This window comes from Streptomyces sp. NPDC029014 (genome assembly GCF_055564695.1).
The window spans coordinates 1-17,775 of the sequence record NZ_JBVHVT010000100.1 but is presented as its reverse complement, the minus strand read 5'-3'; the positions used below and the strand labels follow the sequence as shown (position 1 = coordinate 17,775).

15 protein-coding genes are annotated in these 17,775 nt (G+C 72.8%); 10 read left to right on the top strand and 5 right to left on the bottom strand.

The annotated features are described in order from the left end of the window. Positions 1-11: 11 nt before the first annotated feature. Positions 12-1,457 (bottom strand): glyceraldehyde-3-phosphate dehydrogenase, encoded by a 1,446-nt coding sequence (locus tag ACZ4VL_RS35375; RefSeq protein ID WP_468208508.1) that lies wholly within the window; start codon positions 1,455-1,457, stop codon positions 12-14. Between the two features lie 299 nt (positions 1,458-1,756). On the opposite strand from ACZ4VL_RS35375, the gene ACZ4VL_RS35370 reads away from it, so the two are divergent. Beyond that, positions 1,757-2,158, top strand: coding sequence for an AraC-like ligand-binding domain-containing protein (locus tag ACZ4VL_RS35370; RefSeq protein WP_468208506.1), 402 nt, complete (start codon positions 1,757-1,759; stop codon positions 2,156-2,158). Positions 2,159-2,465: 307 nt separating this feature from the next. On the opposite strand, the gene ACZ4VL_RS35365 is transcribed toward ACZ4VL_RS35370, so the two are convergent. Then, the gene (locus tag ACZ4VL_RS35365) at positions 2,466-3,389 is read right to left on the bottom strand and encodes a hypothetical protein (RefSeq protein WP_468208503.1); all 924 of its coding nucleotides are present in this window, start codon (positions 3,387-3,389) and stop codon (positions 2,466-2,468) included. Positions 3,390-3,561: 172 nt separating this feature from the next. Here ACZ4VL_RS35365 and ACZ4VL_RS35360 point away from each other — a divergent pair, with 172 nt between their 5' ends. Beyond that, complete coding sequence (locus ACZ4VL_RS35360) at positions 3,562-4,302, top strand: hypothetical protein (protein WP_468208500.1); 741 nt, start codon at positions 3,562-3,564, stop codon at positions 4,300-4,302. Next, on the top strand, positions 4,269-4,481 hold the full coding sequence (locus tag ACZ4VL_RS35355; RefSeq protein ID WP_468208497.1) for a helix-turn-helix domain-containing protein: 213 nt from the start codon (positions 4,269-4,271) through the stop codon (positions 4,479-4,481). Before ACZ4VL_RS35360 ends, ACZ4VL_RS35355 begins: the two co-directional genes overlap by 34 nt. Before the next feature lie 27 nt (positions 4,482-4,508). On the opposite strand, the gene ACZ4VL_RS35350 is transcribed toward ACZ4VL_RS35355, so the two are convergent. Then, positions 4,509-4,967: an Lrp/AsnC family transcriptional regulator gene (locus ACZ4VL_RS35350; RefSeq protein WP_361101536.1), complete on the bottom strand. Its 459-nt coding sequence runs from the start codon at positions 4,965-4,967 to the stop codon at positions 4,509-4,511. A 122-nt stretch (positions 4,968-5,089) separates the two neighbouring features. Between ACZ4VL_RS35350 and ACZ4VL_RS35345 the strand changes: the two genes are divergently transcribed. The 4 genes from ACZ4VL_RS35345 to ACZ4VL_RS35330 all read left to right on the top strand — a co-directional run bounded on the left by ACZ4VL_RS35345 (position 5,090) and on the right by ACZ4VL_RS35330 (position 9,205). Next, positions 5,090-6,064, top strand: coding sequence for an EamA family transporter (locus ACZ4VL_RS35345; RefSeq protein WP_468208494.1), 975 nt, complete (start codon positions 5,090-5,092; stop codon positions 6,062-6,064). Positions 6,065-6,117: 53 nt separating this feature from the next. Next, positions 6,118-7,329, top strand: coding sequence for an amino acid aminotransferase (locus tag ACZ4VL_RS35340; protein ID WP_468208491.1), 1,212 nt, complete (start codon positions 6,118-6,120; stop codon positions 7,327-7,329). A gap of 248 nt (positions 7,330-7,577) precedes the next feature. Next, positions 7,578-8,186 (top strand): SMI1/KNR4 family protein, encoded by a 609-nt coding sequence (locus ACZ4VL_RS35335; protein ID WP_468208488.1) that lies wholly within the window; start codon positions 7,578-7,580, stop codon positions 8,184-8,186. Between the two features lie 323 nt (positions 8,187-8,509). Beyond that, a complete protein-coding gene (locus tag ACZ4VL_RS35330; protein WP_468208485.1) occupies positions 8,510-9,205 on the top strand; it encodes a hypothetical protein in 696 nt (231 codons plus the stop codon). 9 nt (positions 9,206-9,214) lie between these two features. On the opposite strand, the gene ACZ4VL_RS35325 is transcribed toward ACZ4VL_RS35330, so the two are convergent. Then, positions 9,215-9,712 carry an HPP family protein gene (locus tag ACZ4VL_RS35325; protein ID WP_468208483.1) on the bottom strand — a complete coding sequence of 166 codons (498 nt, stop codon included), beginning with the start codon at positions 9,710-9,712 and terminating at the stop codon, positions 9,215-9,217. A gap of 414 nt (positions 9,713-10,126) precedes the next feature. Between ACZ4VL_RS35325 and ACZ4VL_RS35320 the strand changes: the two genes are divergently transcribed. Together ACZ4VL_RS35320 and ACZ4VL_RS35315 are read left to right on the top strand one after the other, a co-directional pair. Continuing rightward, positions 10,127-12,229 (top strand): galactose-binding domain-containing protein, encoded by a 2,103-nt coding sequence (locus ACZ4VL_RS35320; RefSeq protein WP_468208481.1) that lies wholly within the window; start codon positions 10,127-10,129, stop codon positions 12,227-12,229. A 155-nt stretch (positions 12,230-12,384) separates the two neighbouring features. Then, on the top strand, positions 12,385-13,023 hold the full coding sequence (locus ACZ4VL_RS35315) for a TetR/AcrR family transcriptional regulator (protein WP_468208478.1): 639 nt from the start codon (positions 12,385-12,387) through the stop codon (positions 13,021-13,023). Between the two features lie 26 nt (positions 13,024-13,049). Here the strand turns inward: ACZ4VL_RS35315 and ACZ4VL_RS35310 are convergent, their stop codons facing one another. Further along, positions 13,050-14,009, bottom strand: a complete 960-nt coding sequence (locus ACZ4VL_RS35310) for a LysR family transcriptional regulator (protein ID WP_468208475.1) — start codon at positions 14,007-14,009, stop codon at positions 13,050-13,052. 161 nt (positions 14,010-14,170) lie between these two features. On the opposite strand from ACZ4VL_RS35310, the gene ACZ4VL_RS35305 reads away from it, so the two are divergent. Next, on the top strand, positions 14,171-17,665 hold the full coding sequence (locus ACZ4VL_RS35305; RefSeq protein WP_468208472.1) for a M28 family peptidase: 3,495 nt from the start codon (positions 14,171-14,173) through the stop codon (positions 17,663-17,665). Positions 17,666-17,775: the final 110 nt, after the last annotated feature.

Genomic DNA, 17,775 nt, shown 5'->3' with positions numbered 1-17,775 from the left:
TTGCCGGACCGTCAGGCGCGCGGCGCCGGGAAGGTCGGGTACTCGACGCCCGAGACGTGCTGGACGACGCGGATGACCTGGCAGGAGTAGCCGAACTCGTTGTCGTACCAGAGGTACAGGATCGCGTTGTCGCCGTCGACCTTGGTGGCACCGGCGTCCACGATGGAGGCGTGGCGCGAGCCGACGAAGTCCATGGAGACGGCGTCGGGGGCGGTGGTGAAGTCGATCTGGCGCTTCAGCGGCGAGTGCAGCGAGACGTTGCGCAGGTAGTCGAGGACCTCCTCGCGGGTGGTCTCGCGGCCCAGGCGCAGGCTGAGGATGGCGATCGAGACGTCCGGGACGGGGACGCGGATCGAGCTGCCGGTGATCGGGGCCTTGAGCTCCGGCAGCGCCTTGGCGACGGCGGAGGCGGCACCGGTCTCGGTGATCACCATGTTGAGCGGCGCGGAGCGGCCGCGGCGGTCGGCCTTGTGGTAGTTGTCCAGCAGGTTCTGGTCGTTGGTGAACGAGTGGACGGTCTCCACGTGACCGCGCAGCACGCCGTACTCGTCGTCCATGGCCTTCAGCGGCGGGACGATGGCGTTGGTGGTGCAGGATGCGCAGGACAGGATGCGCTCGTCCGGCTTGATCATGTCCTGGTTGACACCGTGGACGATGTTCGGGACGTCGCCCTTGCCCGGGGCGGTCAGGACGACCTTGTCGATACCGGGGCGCAGGTGCTTGGAGAGGCCCTCGCGGTCGCGCCACTTGCCGGTGTTGTCGATGAGGATGGCGTCCTTGATGCCGTACGCCGTGTAGTCGACCTCGGAGGGGTCGCTGGCGTAGATCACGCGGATCGCGTTGCCGTTGGCGACGATCGTGCTGTTCGCCTCGTCGACGGTGATGGTGCCCTGGAACTGGCCGTGGATGGAGTCGCGGCGCAGCAGGGAGGCACGCTTGACCAGGTCGGCCTCGCCGCCCCCGCGGACGACGATGGCGCGCAGGCGCAGACCGTTGCCGGAGCCGGCCTTCTCGATCAGCAGGCGGGCGACGAGGCGGCCGATGCGGCCGAAGCCGTAGAGGACGACGTCGCGGCCGGTGGAGCGCTCCAGCTTGTTCTCACCGGTGGCGCCGGCGACGGCCTCGGCGGTGAAGTCGGCGACCGACAGACCGCGGTCGTCGGTCTTGTGGTTCGCGGCGAGCATGCCGATGTCGATCTGGGACGGGCCGAGATCGAGGGTGGTGAGAGCCTGCAGGAACGGCATCGTCTCGGTGACCGAGAGCTCCTCGCCGTCGATCTGCCGGGCGAACCGGTGGGTCTTGAGGATGCTGACCACCGACTTGTTCACCAGGGAGCGGCTGTGCAGCAGGATCGTGACATCCCGCTCGCGGTGCAGCTTCCCGATGATCGGGATCATCGACTCCGCGATCTCCTCGCGGTGGTTCCAGTTGGTGAACGAGTCGTCGTTGACAGTCACAGGCTTATCTTTCGAGCTAGGCGGCGCTCATATGCTAACCCCCTCTTAGTTTGATCATTCAAGAGGTACCCCTGTGGGATTCGACCACCCGGCGCTATGAGCACACCGATATGGCTGATCAGTCCGCTTCGCCCGGTCGGTGTGCGGCTTTCCTCCGCTTTGGCAGCGGCTGCCGGCTCCGCGTTGCGGCCGGCCGCAGCGCCCCTCGGTCAGTGACGTACGGCCCCGCGTGCGCGCGCGGTGACGCTGGGGCGTACTCGTTGCGGCGTCCGTACCGGCCGCCGACAGGATCTCTGTCGGTGAGCGCCGGACCGCTGCGGATCAGCCGCGACCCCCGGCTGGTGGCGGGCGCTCCGCGGGACCGGCTCGCCGTGGCCGTCCAGGGCGGGGGCCGGGCCGCGCTGGCGCAGGACGGCCGCCGTGCCGAACTGCGGCCCGGCGACCTGGCGGTGATCGACCTGCGGTCCCCGTTCCGGCTGGAGCAGCGGGAGCGGTTCGGGATGCGCCTGTTCCGCTCCCCCCGCAGGCGGTCGGCGCCTCCCGGGCGCGGCTGGAGCGGCTCACCGGCCGGGCGGTCACCCCGTCGGGCGGGGTGGCCGCGCTGGTCGCGCCGTACCTGGAGACCCTGGCGCGCACCGCCGGCCGGGTGGCGCCGGACGTCGGGGACCTGCTCGCGGGAAGCACGGCCGAGCTGCTGGTGACGCTGGCCCAGGAGCCGGGCGGGGCCCCGCGGCCCGGCCGGGCGGGCCCGGGGGACCCCTGGTGGCGGCCGTGCGCGGTTACGTCGACGAACACCTCGGCGACCCGGCACTCCCCCGAGAACATCGCGGCGGCGCACGGATATCGGTGCGGTACCTGCACCGTTGCGCCGTGCTGCGCGCGGTGGGCAGCGAGGGCGAGTCCGGTCTGGCCTTCGGGCGCTGCGGCCCGGACCCGACCGGCCGTTGCTGCTCCTGGTGGACGACCTGCACCGGGTCGACGCGTCCAGCGCCGCGGTGTTCGCCTTCCTCACCGGCGGATCGCCGACCTGCCGCTCGCCTCCGTCAGCGCGGGCCGCCCGGACGGGGCCGCCGCCGAGGCTGGCCCGTGCACCCCGTCGACGTGCCGGCCCTGGACCCGGCCTACGCGGACGCCCTGCTGCGCCGGCAGCACCCGGGGCTCGCCGCCGGGGCCGCCCGCTGCGTCCTGCCGGAGGCGGCGGGGAACCCCCTCGCCCTGGTGGAACTCCCCTCCCGACTCGACGAGGACCAGCTGCGCGGCATCGTTCCGCTGCCCGAGCGGCTGCCGTTGGGAGCCGGGCCGGAGCGGCTGTTCGCCGACCGGCTGGCCTGCCTGGACGGCGCGGCGGCCCGGGTGCTGCTGCTCGCCGCGCTCGGCGGCCGGGCCTCGGCGCCCGGCGCCGCGACCTGGCTGGGCGCGACGGCGGGGCCCGGGGGCGCCGAGGCGGTCCTCGACCGGATCGAGGCCTCCGGGCTGGCCCGGCCGGACGCGACGGGCCGGCTCGTCTTCCGGCACCCCCTCGTGTGCAGCGCGGCGATCTCCTCGGCCTCGACGGCCGAGCGGCGCCGGGCCCCTCTGGCCCTGGCGCAGGGCCTGGACGCGGACGACCCGCGCCAGCTCGTCCACGAGGCGGCCGCCGCCGAGGGCCCCGACGAGGAGTTGGCCGCCCGCCTCCAGGAGGCCGGCCAGCGGCTCGCCGGCCGGGGCGGCGACGCGGAGGGGGCGCTGCTGATGGACCGGGCGGCCGCCCTGAGCGCCGACCCCGACGCCCGCGCCCGCCGGTTGACCTGGGCTGCGGTGATGGTGGCCCGCGGCGGCCGACTCGCGTACACGGCGCGCCTGGTGGAGGAGATCGGGCGGCGGCCCGTACCGCAGGACATCGCCCCGCTGTTCGCGTACGCCGTCGTGTACGTGCGACCAGAGCCACCACATCGACTGCGAGTCCTCCTCCACCCTGCTGCCCGCGGCTCTGGACGCCCTCGCCGAGGGCGCTGCCGAAGGCCTTGCCGGACTGGCCGAGCAGGTCTCCTGCACACTGCTGCTGGCCTGCGCGTACACCGACGACCCGCGCGGCCGGCGGGCCGTCGACGAGCGCTGCGCGGGCATGTCCGACCTGGCCCGGCTGTGCCTGCGCGCCTGGTCGGACCCGGCGCCCACGGCGCACGGCGTCGTCGGCGAACTGCGCGGGACCGTCGCGCACATGAGTCCGGAACAGGAGGTCGGGGCGGGCTGGCTGCTGCTGTGGACGGCGACCGCCGTCGACGTCGCCGACGCCGACCTGTGGCGCCGCTTCACCGGCCAGCACGCGTACGCCACCCAGGGCTCCATCGCCAAGGCCACCTGCCGCCAGGACTTCCTGCACGGCCGCTGGGACGCGGCCCGCGCCTGCCTGCGCGAGGCCCGCGCGGCCGAGGAGCTCGGCTACCACACCAACGCCCTGCTGTTGCGGCACACCTACGCGTCCTGGCCGGACGAGGCGACGAGGAGGGCTGATCGGCATCGAGCGGTTGATCGGCCCGGCCGCGGCCCGGGCCGGCATGCGGTTCGTCACCGACCACCTGGCCCGGCTGCACGGGCTGGTCGCGCTGGCGCACGCCCGGTTCGAGGAGGCGTACGGCCGCTTCTCCGCCCTCACCCCGCCCGGGGTGCTGCCCCGCGGACTGTCCTGGTTCGGGTCCTGGCTGCGGCGCCGGCGCCCGCGCCTCCGCGCACGACGTACTGCGCGACGCCCACCAGGCGTTCCGTGGTGGCCTGCGGGCCGACCCGTGGGTACGGCGCTGCGCCCGGGAACTGCGCGCGGCCGGACACCCGGTGGACGCCCCGGCCGCCGGACCGGAAGCGCTGACGGGGCAGGAGCTGCGGATCGCCCGGCTCGCCGCCCGAGGGCCGACGAACAAGGAGACAGGCGGGCAGCTGCACATCTCGCCGCGCACCGTCACCGCCCACCTGTACGAGATCTTCCCGCGGCTGGGCACCACCTACCGCGCGGCCCTCGCCCGGGCCCTCGGGTCCGGGTCCGGGTGAGACGGGCACCCGCCGGCTCCGCCCGCCTCACTTCGGGGCGGGGTAGACCCGGGACTGCTTGACGCTGCCGAAGGCGAAGCTCGACTCGATCGAGGCGATGCCGGGGATGGCGTGGATGCGGTTGCGGACCAGGCCCTCGTACGCCTCCAGGCTCTCGATGACGACCCGGAGCAGGTAGTCGCTGCTGCCGGCCATCAGGTAGCAGTCCTGGATGTGCTCGATGACGGCGACGTGCTCCTCGAAGACCCGTACGGCCTCCGCGGTGTGGCGTTCCAGCCGTATCCGGACGAACACGGTGATGGGCAGGCCGAACGCGACCTGGTCGACCATGGCCGTGTAGCCGCGGATCAGACCGGCCTCCTCCAGCCTCCGCACCCGGCGCAGGCAGGGCGAAGGCGACAGCCTGACCCGGTCGGCGAGCTCCTGGTTGGACAGCCGGCCGTCGGCCTGCAATTCGCGGATGATCTGCAGATCGACTGCGTCCATGGTCACTCCTTGGCAGATTCTGCCCCCAAGCTATGCCTGAGCGGCAGAACTGGCAATCGGCTGCCACGGCAAAAGCTCTAGCGTTGCCCCGTGGCCGGATCCGGCCCCTGGATCTGGAGGACATGACCGTGGTCGCCGTGAAGACCGTGCCCGCGCCGGCACCCCCGCGAGGGCGCACCGCCGGTGCCCGCGGGCCCTCCCCGCAGGCCCGGGGCATGATCGCGCTGGTCCTGACCGTGCTGATCTGGGCCGCGTTCGCGCTCAGCGCGCGGGCCCTGAGCAGTTCCTCCCTGCGGCCGGCCGACGCCGCCCTGCTGCGCTTCGGCGTCCCGCTCGTCGTCCTCGCCCCGGCCCTGTGGCGGCGGCGTCGCGCGCTCGCCGCGGTGCGCCCGGCCGCCGCCCTCAAGATCGCCTGTGGGGCGGGGGTGCCGTTCTTCCTGGCCGCGATGTACGGCGGCTCCCTGACCTCGGCGGCGTTCGTCGGCTCGATCGTCCCCGGGATGGTCCCGCTGTTCGTCGCCGCCCTGATGGTGGCCGGCGGGCGGGGCGCGCCCCGCGGCGCCCAGGCCGGCGGGCTCGCGCTGATCGCGGCCGGTGTGGTCGCCCTCGTCTGGCGCTACCTCTTCCCCGTGAACGGCTCGGTGCTGGCCGGCGCCGGCATCCTGCTCGCCGCCAGCGGGCTGTGGGCGCTGTACACCGTCGGGCTGAAGGAGGTGGAGCTCGACCCGGTCGGATCGATCGGCCTGCTCTGCCTGCCCTCGTTCACGGTGATGGCCCTGCTGGTGCTGACCGGGGTGCTGCCCAGCGGCCTGGCGTCCGCGGCCGGCTCCGACATCGCCCTGTTCCTGGTCGTGCAGGGGCTGGGGGTCGGACTGTGCGCGGGGCTGCTGTACGCCTTCGCCATCCGCAGGCTCGGCGCGGAGCGCAGTTCCGCCGTCGGCAGCCTCAGCCCGGTCCTCGTGGTGCTGCTCGCCGTACCGCTGCTCGGGGAGGCGCCGACGCTCGCCGTGCTGATCGGCGTGCCGCTCATCGCCGCGGGGGTCTTCCTCGCCAACCGGCGCCCCCGCGCCCTGCCCCGCCCCGCCTCCGCCAGCTGACCCGCTGACCCCTGACCCGCCGACCCGCCGATCCCCGCACGAGGTTCCCGCAGATGCTTGAGCTCCTCCTCCCGCCGCCCGTCGACCCGCTGTGGGACCTGACCGAGGCCTACGGCGCCGACGCCCGGCCCGAGCGCCTGAACCTGGTCCTCGGCGTCTACCGCGACGACACCGGCGGCACCCCGGTCATGGCGGCGGTGCGCGAGGCCGAGATCCGCCTGGCGGAACGTTCCCTCTCCAAGGAGTACCGCGGGCTCTCCGGCAACCTGGCCTTCAACCGCGCGATGCTGTCGATGGTGCTGGGCGAGGGCGGCGCCGCCGAGCGGGCCGTCGCCGTCCAGACCGTCGCGGGCAGTGGGGCGCTGCGGCTGCTCGCCGACCTGATCTGCCGCACCCGACCCGGTACGACGGTGTGGATCAGCGACCCCGCCTACGTGAACCACCGACCCATCCTGGAAGCCGCGGGGCTGACGGTGCGCACGTACGCCTGGGTCGACGCGGACGGCCTGCCCGACAGCGAGGGCATGCTGCGGGACCTGGGGCAGGCCGGACGCGACGACGTCGTCCTGCTCCAGGGCTGCTGCCACAACCCCACCGGCGTCGACCCGGCCCCCGAGACCTGGGCGGCCCTGGCCGACATGGCCGGGCACGTCGGATGGGTGCCGTTCGTCGACCTCGCGTACCACGGGCTCGGCGACGGCCTGGAGGCGGACCTGGCGGCCACGCGGATGCTGGCGGAGCGGGTGCCGGAGATGCTCGTCGCCATCAGCTGCTCGAAGAACTTCGGGCTCTACAGCGACCGCACCGGCTGCGCGGTGGTCATCGGTGCCTCCAGGGAGTCGCTGCGCCACGTGGAGACGGCCCTGCAGAACGCGGCCCGGACCCTGTACTCCATGCCTCCGGAGCACGGGGCCGCGGTGGTCTCGACCGTCCTGGAGGACGACGGGCTGCGCGCGCTGTGGCGGGCCGAGCTGGACGCCATGCGCGGCCGCGTCGAGGCCAACCGCAGCGCCCTGACCGGGCAGCTGGCCTCGCTCGGCTGGGCCGACCGGGCCGAGTCGCTGGCGCGGCAGAAGGGCATGTTCTCGATGCTGCCGCTGAGCCCCCACCAGATGCTCCGCCTCCGCAGCGGCTTCGCCATCTACGGCACCACCGCGGGCCGCATCAACATCGCCGGCATCCCGGCGGACCGCATCCCCTGCCTGGCCAACGGCATAGCCGCCGTCCTCGCCGAGGAAGCCGACACCGCGGGCCACACCGGCTAGGAGTGTCCTGAAGATCTTGAAATCGCGCCCGACTTGCGCCGCTTTAGGACGATCGACATTTGCTGGCAATCCAGGGTGAGCCGGGCGGTCAGAGCAAGATCTTCAGCGGACTCCTAGGTTCCGTCTCCTCGGTCAGCACCGCACTCGACGAGCACGACGAGGTGCCTGTCTTCCAGACCCGGGAAGCCGGACAACGCACGAGGCGGCGGATGATGAGGCACCCTGCACCTTCTGCCATCTGAGGCACCATGACCGACTACGTACGGGCCGTCATCGACATGCTCGGCCCCCCGGCAGCCGACTGCGCCACCCCCGCCGCCTGGCTGCGCCTGGAAGACGAGCTCGGGCGGTCGCTGCCTGCCGACTACAAGACGATCACCGATGCATACGGGGCCCGCCAGATCAACCATCACCTCTACCTGGACCGCCCGGGGGCGGGTTGGCGGGACCTCGGCGTATGGATGCGGCGTACGTCCCAGCTGTGGTCACAGGAGGAGGCGGTGAAGGAGGGTGTGGAGTCACCCGTCGATCCCCGTGTCGTCTTCGGCCTCCCGGAGATCACCTTTGGCACGGCCGAAGGCCTCATTCCCCTCGCGGGCACCGATCAGGGGCACATCATCTTCTTGGCGCCACAGGTGCATGGCGTCCCCGACGGGATCGCCGTACTGAACAGAGAAGGTGCGTGGGCCGGCCATGCCCTGTCCTTCGCCGAATGGCTCTACCGCTACCTGATCGGCGAGGAGATGTGCGGCTGGAACAGTGCGGTCTTCTATCCCGGGCCCGTGCGTCTGGAATGCCTCCCGACGGAGCCAGGACAGCGGACGCGAGTCGTCCACGGCCCACCGCGAGGCATGTAGACGGGGAAGTCACAGCCGCCTCAGGCCGGCGTTCAGCTCGGGGTCGCGACTCCTACGGGACGTTCTCGCGCGGTCCGGGGACGCAGCGGGGTGCCGCACCGGGCATCGCGAGGCGGTGCACCCTTCCGGTCATGGCACCACTCGCACCGCAACGGGCCCGCGCGGACGTACCGTTCCGGCCCGCCCCCTGGCGGGCCCCGACAATGGCCCGGGGTTCCGCGTGCGGGGTGCGGCCGTCGGCGGTTCGCGCCCCGTCCCGACGCCACCCCTCGTCCCCGGCCCCGCCCGCCCGGCCGTCAGGGCGACGGCACTAGGGTCGGAGCGTGATCGTGCAGAGTCCTGTGGCGGGGGCCGAAGGGCCCTACGACGCCGCTTTCCTCCCCCGCCTGTCCATGACGCTCCGACCGGCCGCCGCCCCCGTCACCGCGCCCGTCGCGAAGCTGGGCGGCGCACCGGTGTGGCTCGGCGAGCCGTGCTGGCCCGTCTCGCCGTCGACGGGTGAGCCGCTGGACTTCGTCGGCCAGTTCCCCGTGCCCGGCGAGCCCGGCGGTACGCCGCGGCTGGCGTACCTGTTCCTCGCGTACGACGACTACGAGACCGGGGGCGAGCGCGCGGACGACGGTGAGGCCGTGCTCCTCGTGCAGCCGGGCGGCCGGATCCCGGATTTCGCCGTGATCGGCCCGGCGGGGACAGGCGGCAGGTCCCTGTGGACGTTCGGCACGGACGGGGAGGACGAGGAGATGGTGCCGGTCGAGTTCCTGGTCGAGCTCGCGCCCGTGCCGCAGGAGGCCGAGGAGGAGTTCGAGGAGGACGGGGTGCTGCCCGTACGCGACTTCCTCGGAGGGCGCCCCGACCACCTCTACCCGGACCGGGCCGGCTGCGCCGCGCCGTGGCGGTTCTTCTTCCGGCTCGGCGACGGCGACGGCGGGCCGTACTTCCTCAACTTCGCGCACGGCGGCGGCTACGCCTACCTCAGCCCGGACGGGCTGGAGGGCCGCTTCACGTGGGAGGCGGCGTAGGCCGGGGGCTCACCACCAGTAGGCGGGGTAGCGGGGGGCCTTGGGGCGCATGCGCGAGGCGGCGTACCCGGTGAGGACGAGCAGGACCGTCGACCCGAGGAGGAGGGGGACGAAGCGGCCGGGCGCGGGGGTCTGCAGGACGACGATCACCGCGCTGGCGCAGCCCGGCGAGTGCGGGGTGCGGGCGGCGGTGTTCGCGGCCAGGGCGAGGCCGCCGGCGACGGCCGCGGCCCAGGGGGTGCTGCCCGCGGCGGCGAGCACCGCGTAGCCGACCAGGGCTCCGAGCAGGTGCCCGACGATCACGCTGCGGGGCTGGGAGAGCGGCAGCGCGGGCGCGCTGTGGACCAGGGCGGCGCTGGCGGCGAGGGACGGTATGAGGACCGGCTCGTGGATGACGGCGCCGATCCCGACGAGCGCGAGCAGGACCAGGGTGGCCGCGCTGATGCTGTGGGCCGCGGCGGCGGGGGTGGGGCGCGCGGGCGCGCGCGGCGGGGTGACGGTGCTCATGGCGGTGGGTTCCGGGCGGGCAGGGGGCGAGGGCGGGCGGCGCGGTCGGCGCTGCCGGTGCGGCAGCACGGCCCGTGATCGACAACGGCCCTGACCTTGTGCCGACGCTTCGGTGGAAACCGGCACAGTCCGCCCACGACCCTACCGCCCCGGGTGGTCCGGGCGACCGCCGGGGGTGCGCTCCCGGTACCCGGCGGGGCGTCGTCGCAGGCCCGGCCGGGTACCGGGAGCGGTCCGGCCGCGGTCCGGCGGAACCTGATCCATCATCAGGTCAGTTGTCCCGGACTCTTGACTCTCCGGTCGGCAGTAGCGATCCTCGTCGCAAATTCGCGCGGGACATGACAATCGCCGGCCTCGGACGGTCTGCGTCCTCGACCGCGCCCCCCGCCTCCCGATGACGTGAGTGGTGATGACATGACCCGACTACCACCCGGCCGCCGCAGGCCTCTGACGGTCCTCGCGATCCTCCTGGCCGGTCTGATGGCCGTCGGCCTCGGCCCGGTCACCGCAGCCGCGGCCGAACCCGCCGCCGGCGCCGCCGGCGCCGCGGCCGCCCCGGCCGAGACCGGCTGGTGGGTCCCGTCCGCCCGCCCCGGCCCGGACTCCCAGATCAACGTCACGGGCGAGCCCTTCAAGGGCACCGACGCGCAGGGCCGCGTACGCGGCTTCGTCGACGCCCACGACCACATCATGTCCAACGAGGGCTTCGGCGGCCGCCTCATCTGCGGCAAGCCGTTCTCGGAGCTGGGCGTCGCCGACGCGCTCAAGGACTGCCCGGAGCACTACCCCGACGGCACCCTCGCGATCTTCGACTTCATCACCAAGGGCGGCGACGGCAAGCACGACCCGAACGGCTGGCCGACGTTCAAGGACTGGCCCGCCCACGACTCGCTCACCCACCAGCAGAACTACTACGCGTGGATCGAGCGTGCCTGGCGCGGCGGCCAGCGGGTCCTCGTCAACGACCTCGTCACCAACGGGGTGATCTGCTCGGTCTACTTCTTCAAGGACCGCGGCTGCGACGAGATGACCGCCATCCGCCTGGAGGCCCAGAAGACGTACGACATGCAGGCCTACATCGACAAGATGTACGGCGGCCCCGGAAAGGGCTGGTTCCGGATCGTCACCGACTCCGCGCAGGCCCGCGACGTCATCCAGCAGGGCAAGCTGGCCGTCGTCCTCGGGGTGGAGACCTCCGAGCCGTTCGGCTGCAAGCAGATCCTGGACATCAGCCAGTGCAGCCGGGAGGACATCGACCGCGGCCTGGACGAGCTGTACCGGATCGGCGTGCGCAGCATGTTCCTGTGCCACAAGTTCGACAACGCGCTGTGCGGGGTGCGCTTCGACGAGGGCGCCCTGGGCACCGCGATCAACGTGGGCCAGTTCCTGTCCACGGGCACCTTCTGGAAGACCGAGCAGTGCACCGGCCCGCAGCACGACAACCCGATCGGGCTGGCCGCGGCACCCGCCGCGCAGAAGGAGCTCCCCGCGGGCGTGTCGGTGCCCTCGTACGCCGCCGACGCACGGTGCAACACCCGTGGGCTGACCGAGCTCGGCGAGTACGCCGTGCGCGGGATGATGAAGCGCAAGATGATGCTCGAAGTCGACCACATGAGCGTCAAGGCCGCCGGCCGCGCCCTCGACATCCTGGAGACCGAGTCCTACCCGGGCGTGATCTCCTCCCACAGCTGGATGGACCAGGGCTGGCTGGAGCGCCTCTACAAGCTCGGCGGCTTCGCCACCGCGTACATGGGCGGCGCCGAGGGCTTCAGCGCGGAGGCCAAGCGCAACGCCGCCCTGCGTGACAAGTACGGCGTGGGCTACGGCTTCGGCACCGACATGAACGGCGTCGGCGGCTGGCCGGGTCCCCGCGGGGCGGACGCCCCGAACCCGGTCCGCTACCCGTACCGCAGCACCGACGGCGGGTCGGTCATCGACCGGCAGACCACCGGGCAGCGCACGTGGGACTTCAACACCGACGGCGCCGCGCACTACGGCATGGTCCCCGACTGGATCGAGGACATCCGCAACGTCGGCGGCCAGGAGGTCGTGGACGACCTCTTCCAGGGCGCCGAGTCCTACCTGCGCACGTGGGGCGCGTCCGAGAAGCACAAGGCGGGCGTGAACCTCGCCGCGGGGACGTCCGCCTCGGCCAGCTCCACCGAGTGGAACCCGTTCGTCAGTTACGCGGCCGGCCGGGCCGTGGACGGCGACCGCGGGTCGCGCTGGGCGAGCGGCTGGAGCGACGGCCAGTGGCTGCGCATCGACCTCGGCTCGCCGCAGCTCGTCAAGCGGGTCACCCTCGAATGGGAGCGGGCGTACGGCAGGTCGTACCGCATCGAGGTGTCCTCCGACGACGTGAACTGGCAGACCGTCTGGTCCACGACCGCCGGGGACGGCGGCCTGGACACCGCGCAGTTCTCCGGGGTACCGGCCCGCTTCGTACGGGTCAACTGCCTCGGACGCGGCACCCAGTGGGGCTACTCCCTCTACGACGTGGGCGTCTTCAGCAGCTGACGGCAGCTGAACGACACCACAGGGGCAGGCACCGACCCGGCCGGGGCCGGCCGGATCCGCAACCGATCCGGCCGGTCCCGGCCACCCGCGCATTCCCCACGCGCCCTCCACGCCGCACGCCCCAGCACGCTCCCACGGAAGGGAACGGAACACCCATGCCACGGATGCCGTTGGCCGAGCGGCGCCGGCAGCTCACCGAGGCCGCGATCCGCGCGATGGCCCGCGACGGCGTCGCCCGGACCACGACCCGCTCCATCGCAGCGGAGGCGGGCGTGTCGCTGAGCGTCTTCCACTACTGCTTCGACTCCAAGCAGGCGCTGCTGGAATCGGTCATCGAGACGATCACCGACCACTACCTCGGGGTGGTGAAGGAGGCGATCCGGCCGCGCGCCACCCTCCACGAGACGGTACGGGCCGGCTTCCGGGCCTACTGGGACCACGTCCGCGCCAGCCCGGCCGAGCACATGCTCACCTACGAGCTCACCCAGTACGCCCTGCGCCAGCCCGGGTTCGAGCACCTCGCGCGGCGCCAGCACGAGCTGTACTGCGCGACGTACGCCGAGCTGATCGAGCAGGTCCGCGGCGGTCCGGCCTTCGAGCTGAGCGTCCCGGTGCCCGTTCTGGCCCGCTACCTGGCCGCCATGACGGACGGCCTCACCCTGAACTTCCTGGTCCTCGGCGACGGCCGCGCCGCGCAGGACATCCTCGACATGGTCACCGCGCACGTCGCCGGCCTGGTCCGGGCCGCGCAGCCGCTCGACCCGGTGGAGCCCCTGGAGGCTCCCGTCGGCTGACCGGCCGGCGGGCGGGCCGCCCCGCCTCAGTCGAGGACCGGGTGCACCTCCGGGTGGGCGTCCCACCACGCCCGGTGGAAGGGGTTGTTGTCCACGTTGGCCAGGTACGCCCCGGCCGCCGCCCGGTAGAGCAGGTCGGCCTGCCCGTTCGACACCGTCGAGCGGTTCCACGCCAGCCGGATCCGGCCACTGATCGGGGTGCCGAGCAGCGGGCGCATCACCGTGCCCTCGACCGCCGGGGCGGTGGGCTGGGTGAGGGAGATCGCCCGGCCGGCCGCGACCAGGTGGTGGCGCATCTGCCGGTCGGTGATCCGGTAGCGCAACGAGGGTACGAAGCCGGCCGCGGCGCAGGCCGCGACGAGCGCCTCGGGGCCGCCGTCGTCGTCCTCGACCAGGGTCATCCACTGCTCGCCCGCGAGGTCGGCCAGGTCGAGGGCCGCCCGGCCGGCCAGGGGGTGGCGGGTGGCCATGCGGATGCAGAACGGCTCCTTGGGGATCAGGGTCCTGGCCAGGGCGCCCCGGGGCAGCGCCACCTCGTGGTCGTTGACCTCGCCGTAGAGGACGACGTCGTACCGGCCCGCGCCGAGCATCCGTACCAGCGCCGTGACCGAGTGCTCCACGTCCACGGTGATCTCCCGGCCGGACAGGGTGAGGTCCGTACGGGCCAGCAGGTCGTCGACGAGCACCAGCAGGATGCAGCCGAGCCGCAGCGGGGTGTCGGTGGCCATGGTGCGGGTCTCGGCGCCGAGGGCCTCCATCTCGTTCAGTACGCGGCGGGCCTTCGCCAGGACGTACTGGCCGAGCGGGGTGGGCTCCACGCCGGCACGGCCGCGGACGAAGAGCTCGCCGCCGGTGACCCGCTCGATCCTGCGGAGCTGGGCCGAGAGCGCGGGCTGGGAGACGCCCAACCGTCGTGCCGCGCCGCCCAGGCTGCCGGCCTCGGCTATCTGGCAGACGGCTTGCAGATGCCTCAACTCCAGCTGCATCCCGGCAGCTTACGAAGCGTGATGCGGCCCGTACATAACGCGGACCTTATGCCTGCAGAGATGTCCCAATCTCGCCATGTCCACGCCCATACTCGGCGGCGAACGAGCCAGCCCCCCACCCCCCACACGATCGGAGTGGACTCTTGCAGCCCACGAGATGGATGGCTTCCGTGGCGGCCATGGCGCTGACCGCCGGCCTCGCCGGCACGCTGGCCGGCGCGGCACACGCCGCCGAACCCGCCCGAGCCGTCGGAGCCGCGCAGCCCTCGCCCGCGGAGCGGGCCATAGCCGCCGCCGACGCGGCGGTCAGGAGCGGTCTCGACACCCTGGTCAACGCGGCCCAGCAGCAGTACGACCGGCGCCAGGTCACCCCCTGGGTGCAGGACCTGTACTCGGTGGCCTACGAGCGCAGCTACCGCGGCCTGCCCGTCGTCGGCGGTGACGCCGTGGTCCTGGCCGACGGCCAGGGCCGGGTCCGCGCCGTGCAGTCGGCCTCGTCGACCGTGATCGACGTGGCGACCACCCCGTCCGTCAGCGCGAAGACGGCCGAAACCACCTCCCGCAAGGAACTGGCCGCCGTCGACAAGGTCGAGAGCAGTCGCCTCGTCGTCCGGCTCAAGGACGACCGGCCGTACCTGGCCTGGGAGACCGTGCTCTCCGGGAGCACCAAGGACGCGCCCAGCCGACTGCACGTGTTCGTGGACGCCCGGACCGGCAAGGTCGTCGACCGCCACGACGAGGTCGTCGCCGGCACCGGCAACAGCAAGTGGAACGGCCCGAACCCGCTCACCATCGACACCACCGCCTCGGGCGGCTCCTACTCCCTGCGCGACCCGAACCGGACCGGGCTGAGCTGCGCGGACTACAGCACCGGCAGCGTCTTCACGAAGTCCACGGACTCCTGGGGCACCGGCAACCCCACCTCCAAGGAGACCGGCTGCACGGACCTGATGTTCGCCGCCCAGAAGCAGTGGGACATGCTCGGCCAGTGGCTGGGCCGCAACGGGGTCGACGGCTCCGGCCGCAGCTTCCCCGCCAAGGTCGGCTTGGGCCAGCTCAACGCCTACTGGGACGGCAGCTCGGTCACCATCGGGCGCAACAGCGCCAACGAGTGGATCGCCGGGATCGACGTCGTGGCCCACGAGTACGGGCACGCCGTCGACTCCACCACCCCCGGCGGCACCTCCGGCCAGGAGGCCGGCCTCGGCGAGGGCACCGGCGACATCTTCGGGGCGCTGACCGAGGCGTACGCCAACGAGCCCGCCCCCTACGACACCCCGGACTACACGGTCGGCGAGGCCATCAACCTCCAGGGCCGCGGGCCGATCCGCAACATGTACAACCCGTCGGCGATCAACAACGACCCGTCCTGCTACAGCTCCGCGATCCCCGGCACCGAGGTGCACGCGGCGGCAGGCCCGCTCAACCACTGGTTCTACCTGCTCGCAGAGGGCAGCAACCCGGGCGGCGGCAAGCCGAGCAGCGCCACCTGCAACGGGTCCACGGTGACCGGCGTCGGCGTCCAGAACGCCGGCAAGATCTTCTACGGCGGGATGCTGCTGAAGACCAGCAGCATGTCGTACAAGAAGTACCGGACGGCGACCCTCGGCTCGGCCAAGTCCCTCGACCCGGCCACCTGCAACCTGTTCAACAGGACCAAGGCCGCCTGGGACGCCATCAGCGTGCCCGCCCAGACCGCCGACCCGACCTGCACCCCCAGCGGCCAGAACGACGACTTCTCCCTGGCCCTGAACCCCGCCTCGGGCACCGTCCCACAGGGCGGCTCGGTCACCGCGACGGTGACCACCAGCACCACCAGCGGCCAGGCCCAGCAGGTGGCCCTCACCGCGTCCGGACTGCCGTCCGGGGTGACCGCCACCTTCAGCCCGGCCACCGTGCAGTCCGGCCAGTCCGCGACGCTGACCCTGTCCGCCTCGGCCAACGCGGCCCCGGGGGCCTCCACCGTCACCGTCAAGGGCCAGGGCCCGAGCCTGGCGCACACCGTCGACTACGCGCTCAACGTGGGCGGCACCCCGCCGGGCACCACCCCGCCGGACATCAGCGTGGCCAACGTGCAGGCGCACCTGACCCAGCTGAACACGATCGCCTCGCAGAACGGCGGCCACCGCCGCGCCGGCAGCGCCGGGTACACCCAGTCGCTGGCGTACGTGAAGGGCAAGCTCCAGGCGGCCGGATACACCGTCACCGAGCAGGCCTGCACCTCCTGCACCTACCCGTCCAACAACCTGATCGCCGACTGGCCCGGCGGACCCGCCGACCAGGTCGTCATGTTCGGCGCGCACCTCGACGGCGTATCGGCCGGACCGGGCATCAACGACAACGGCTCGGGCTCGGCCACCCTGCTGGAGAACGCGCTCGTCCTCGCCCAGAAGAACCCGTCCCTGACCAAGCACGTGCGGTTCGCCTGGTGGACCGACGAGGAGCAGGGGCTCAACGGCTCCGAGTTCTACGTGGGCCGGCTCGGCAGCGCCGACAAGGCGGCCATCAAGGCGTACTACAACTTCGACATGGTCGGCTCGCCCAACGGCGGCTACTTCATCAACAACCTGAACTCCGCCGCCGGCGCCCCGCTCAAGGCGTACTGGACCTCCCTCAACCTCGCGCCCGAGGAGAACACCGAGGGCCAGGGCCGCAGCGACGACTACTCCTTCCAGCAGGCCGGCATCCCCACCTCCGGCTACGCGGCCGGCGCCAGCGCCCGCAAGACCTCGGCGCAGGCGGCGAAGTGGGGCGGCACCGCGGGCGCCGCGTACGACAGCTGCTACCACAGCTCCTGCGACACCGCGAGCAACATCAACGCCACCGTCCTGGACCGCAGCGCGGACGGTGTCGCGTACACCGTCTGGCAGCAGGCGGTGGGCGGCGGCACCCCGGCGCAGGACTTCTCGATCGGCACCTCGCCGGCCTCCGGCTCCACCGAGCCCGGCGGCAGCGTCACCTCCACCGTCAACACCACCACCGTCAGCGGCAGTCCGCAGACGGTCGCCCTCACCGTCTCCGGAGCCCCGGCCGGCGTGACCGCGACGCTGAACCCGGCGTCCGTGCAGTCCGGCAGCTCCTCGACGCTCTCGGTCCAGGTCGGCTCCGGCACGGCGGCGGGCACGTACACCCTGACCGTCACGGGCACCGGCACGGTCGGTCACAGCACCACCTACACGCTGACCGTCGGGGGCGGCGGCAGCTGCACCCCGCGCCAGGTCGTGGTCAACGGCGGCTTCGAGAACGGCAGCAGCCCCTGGACCGCCACCACCGGGGTCATCACCAACCAGTCCGGCCAGGTCCCGCACAGCGGCTCGTACATGGCCTGGCTGAACGGCTACGGCAGCACGCACACCGACAGCGCGTCCCAGACGCTGACCCTGCCGGCGGGCTGTGCCACGGCCCGGCTCTCCTTCCAGCTGCACATCGACACCGACGAGTACGAGGACGTGGTCTACGACCGGTTCACCGTCTCCGTCGGCGGCCAGACGCTGGAGACCCTCTCCAACGTGGACGCGGCCCCCGGCTACGTCCTGAAGGGCTACGACGTCTCCCGGTTCGCCGGGCAGACCGTCACCCTGCAGTTCCGGGGCACGGAGGACGCGTCCCTGCAGACGTCCTTCGTCGTGGACGACGTCACCCTCCAGGCGAGCTGACGCCCGCCCGGCCCTGACCCGGCTCCGGCACACACAGAGCGGGACGGGGGGGGGGGGAGCGGGGGGGGGGGGGGGGTGGTCGGCCTGGTGGGGGGGGGGTACCCCGATAA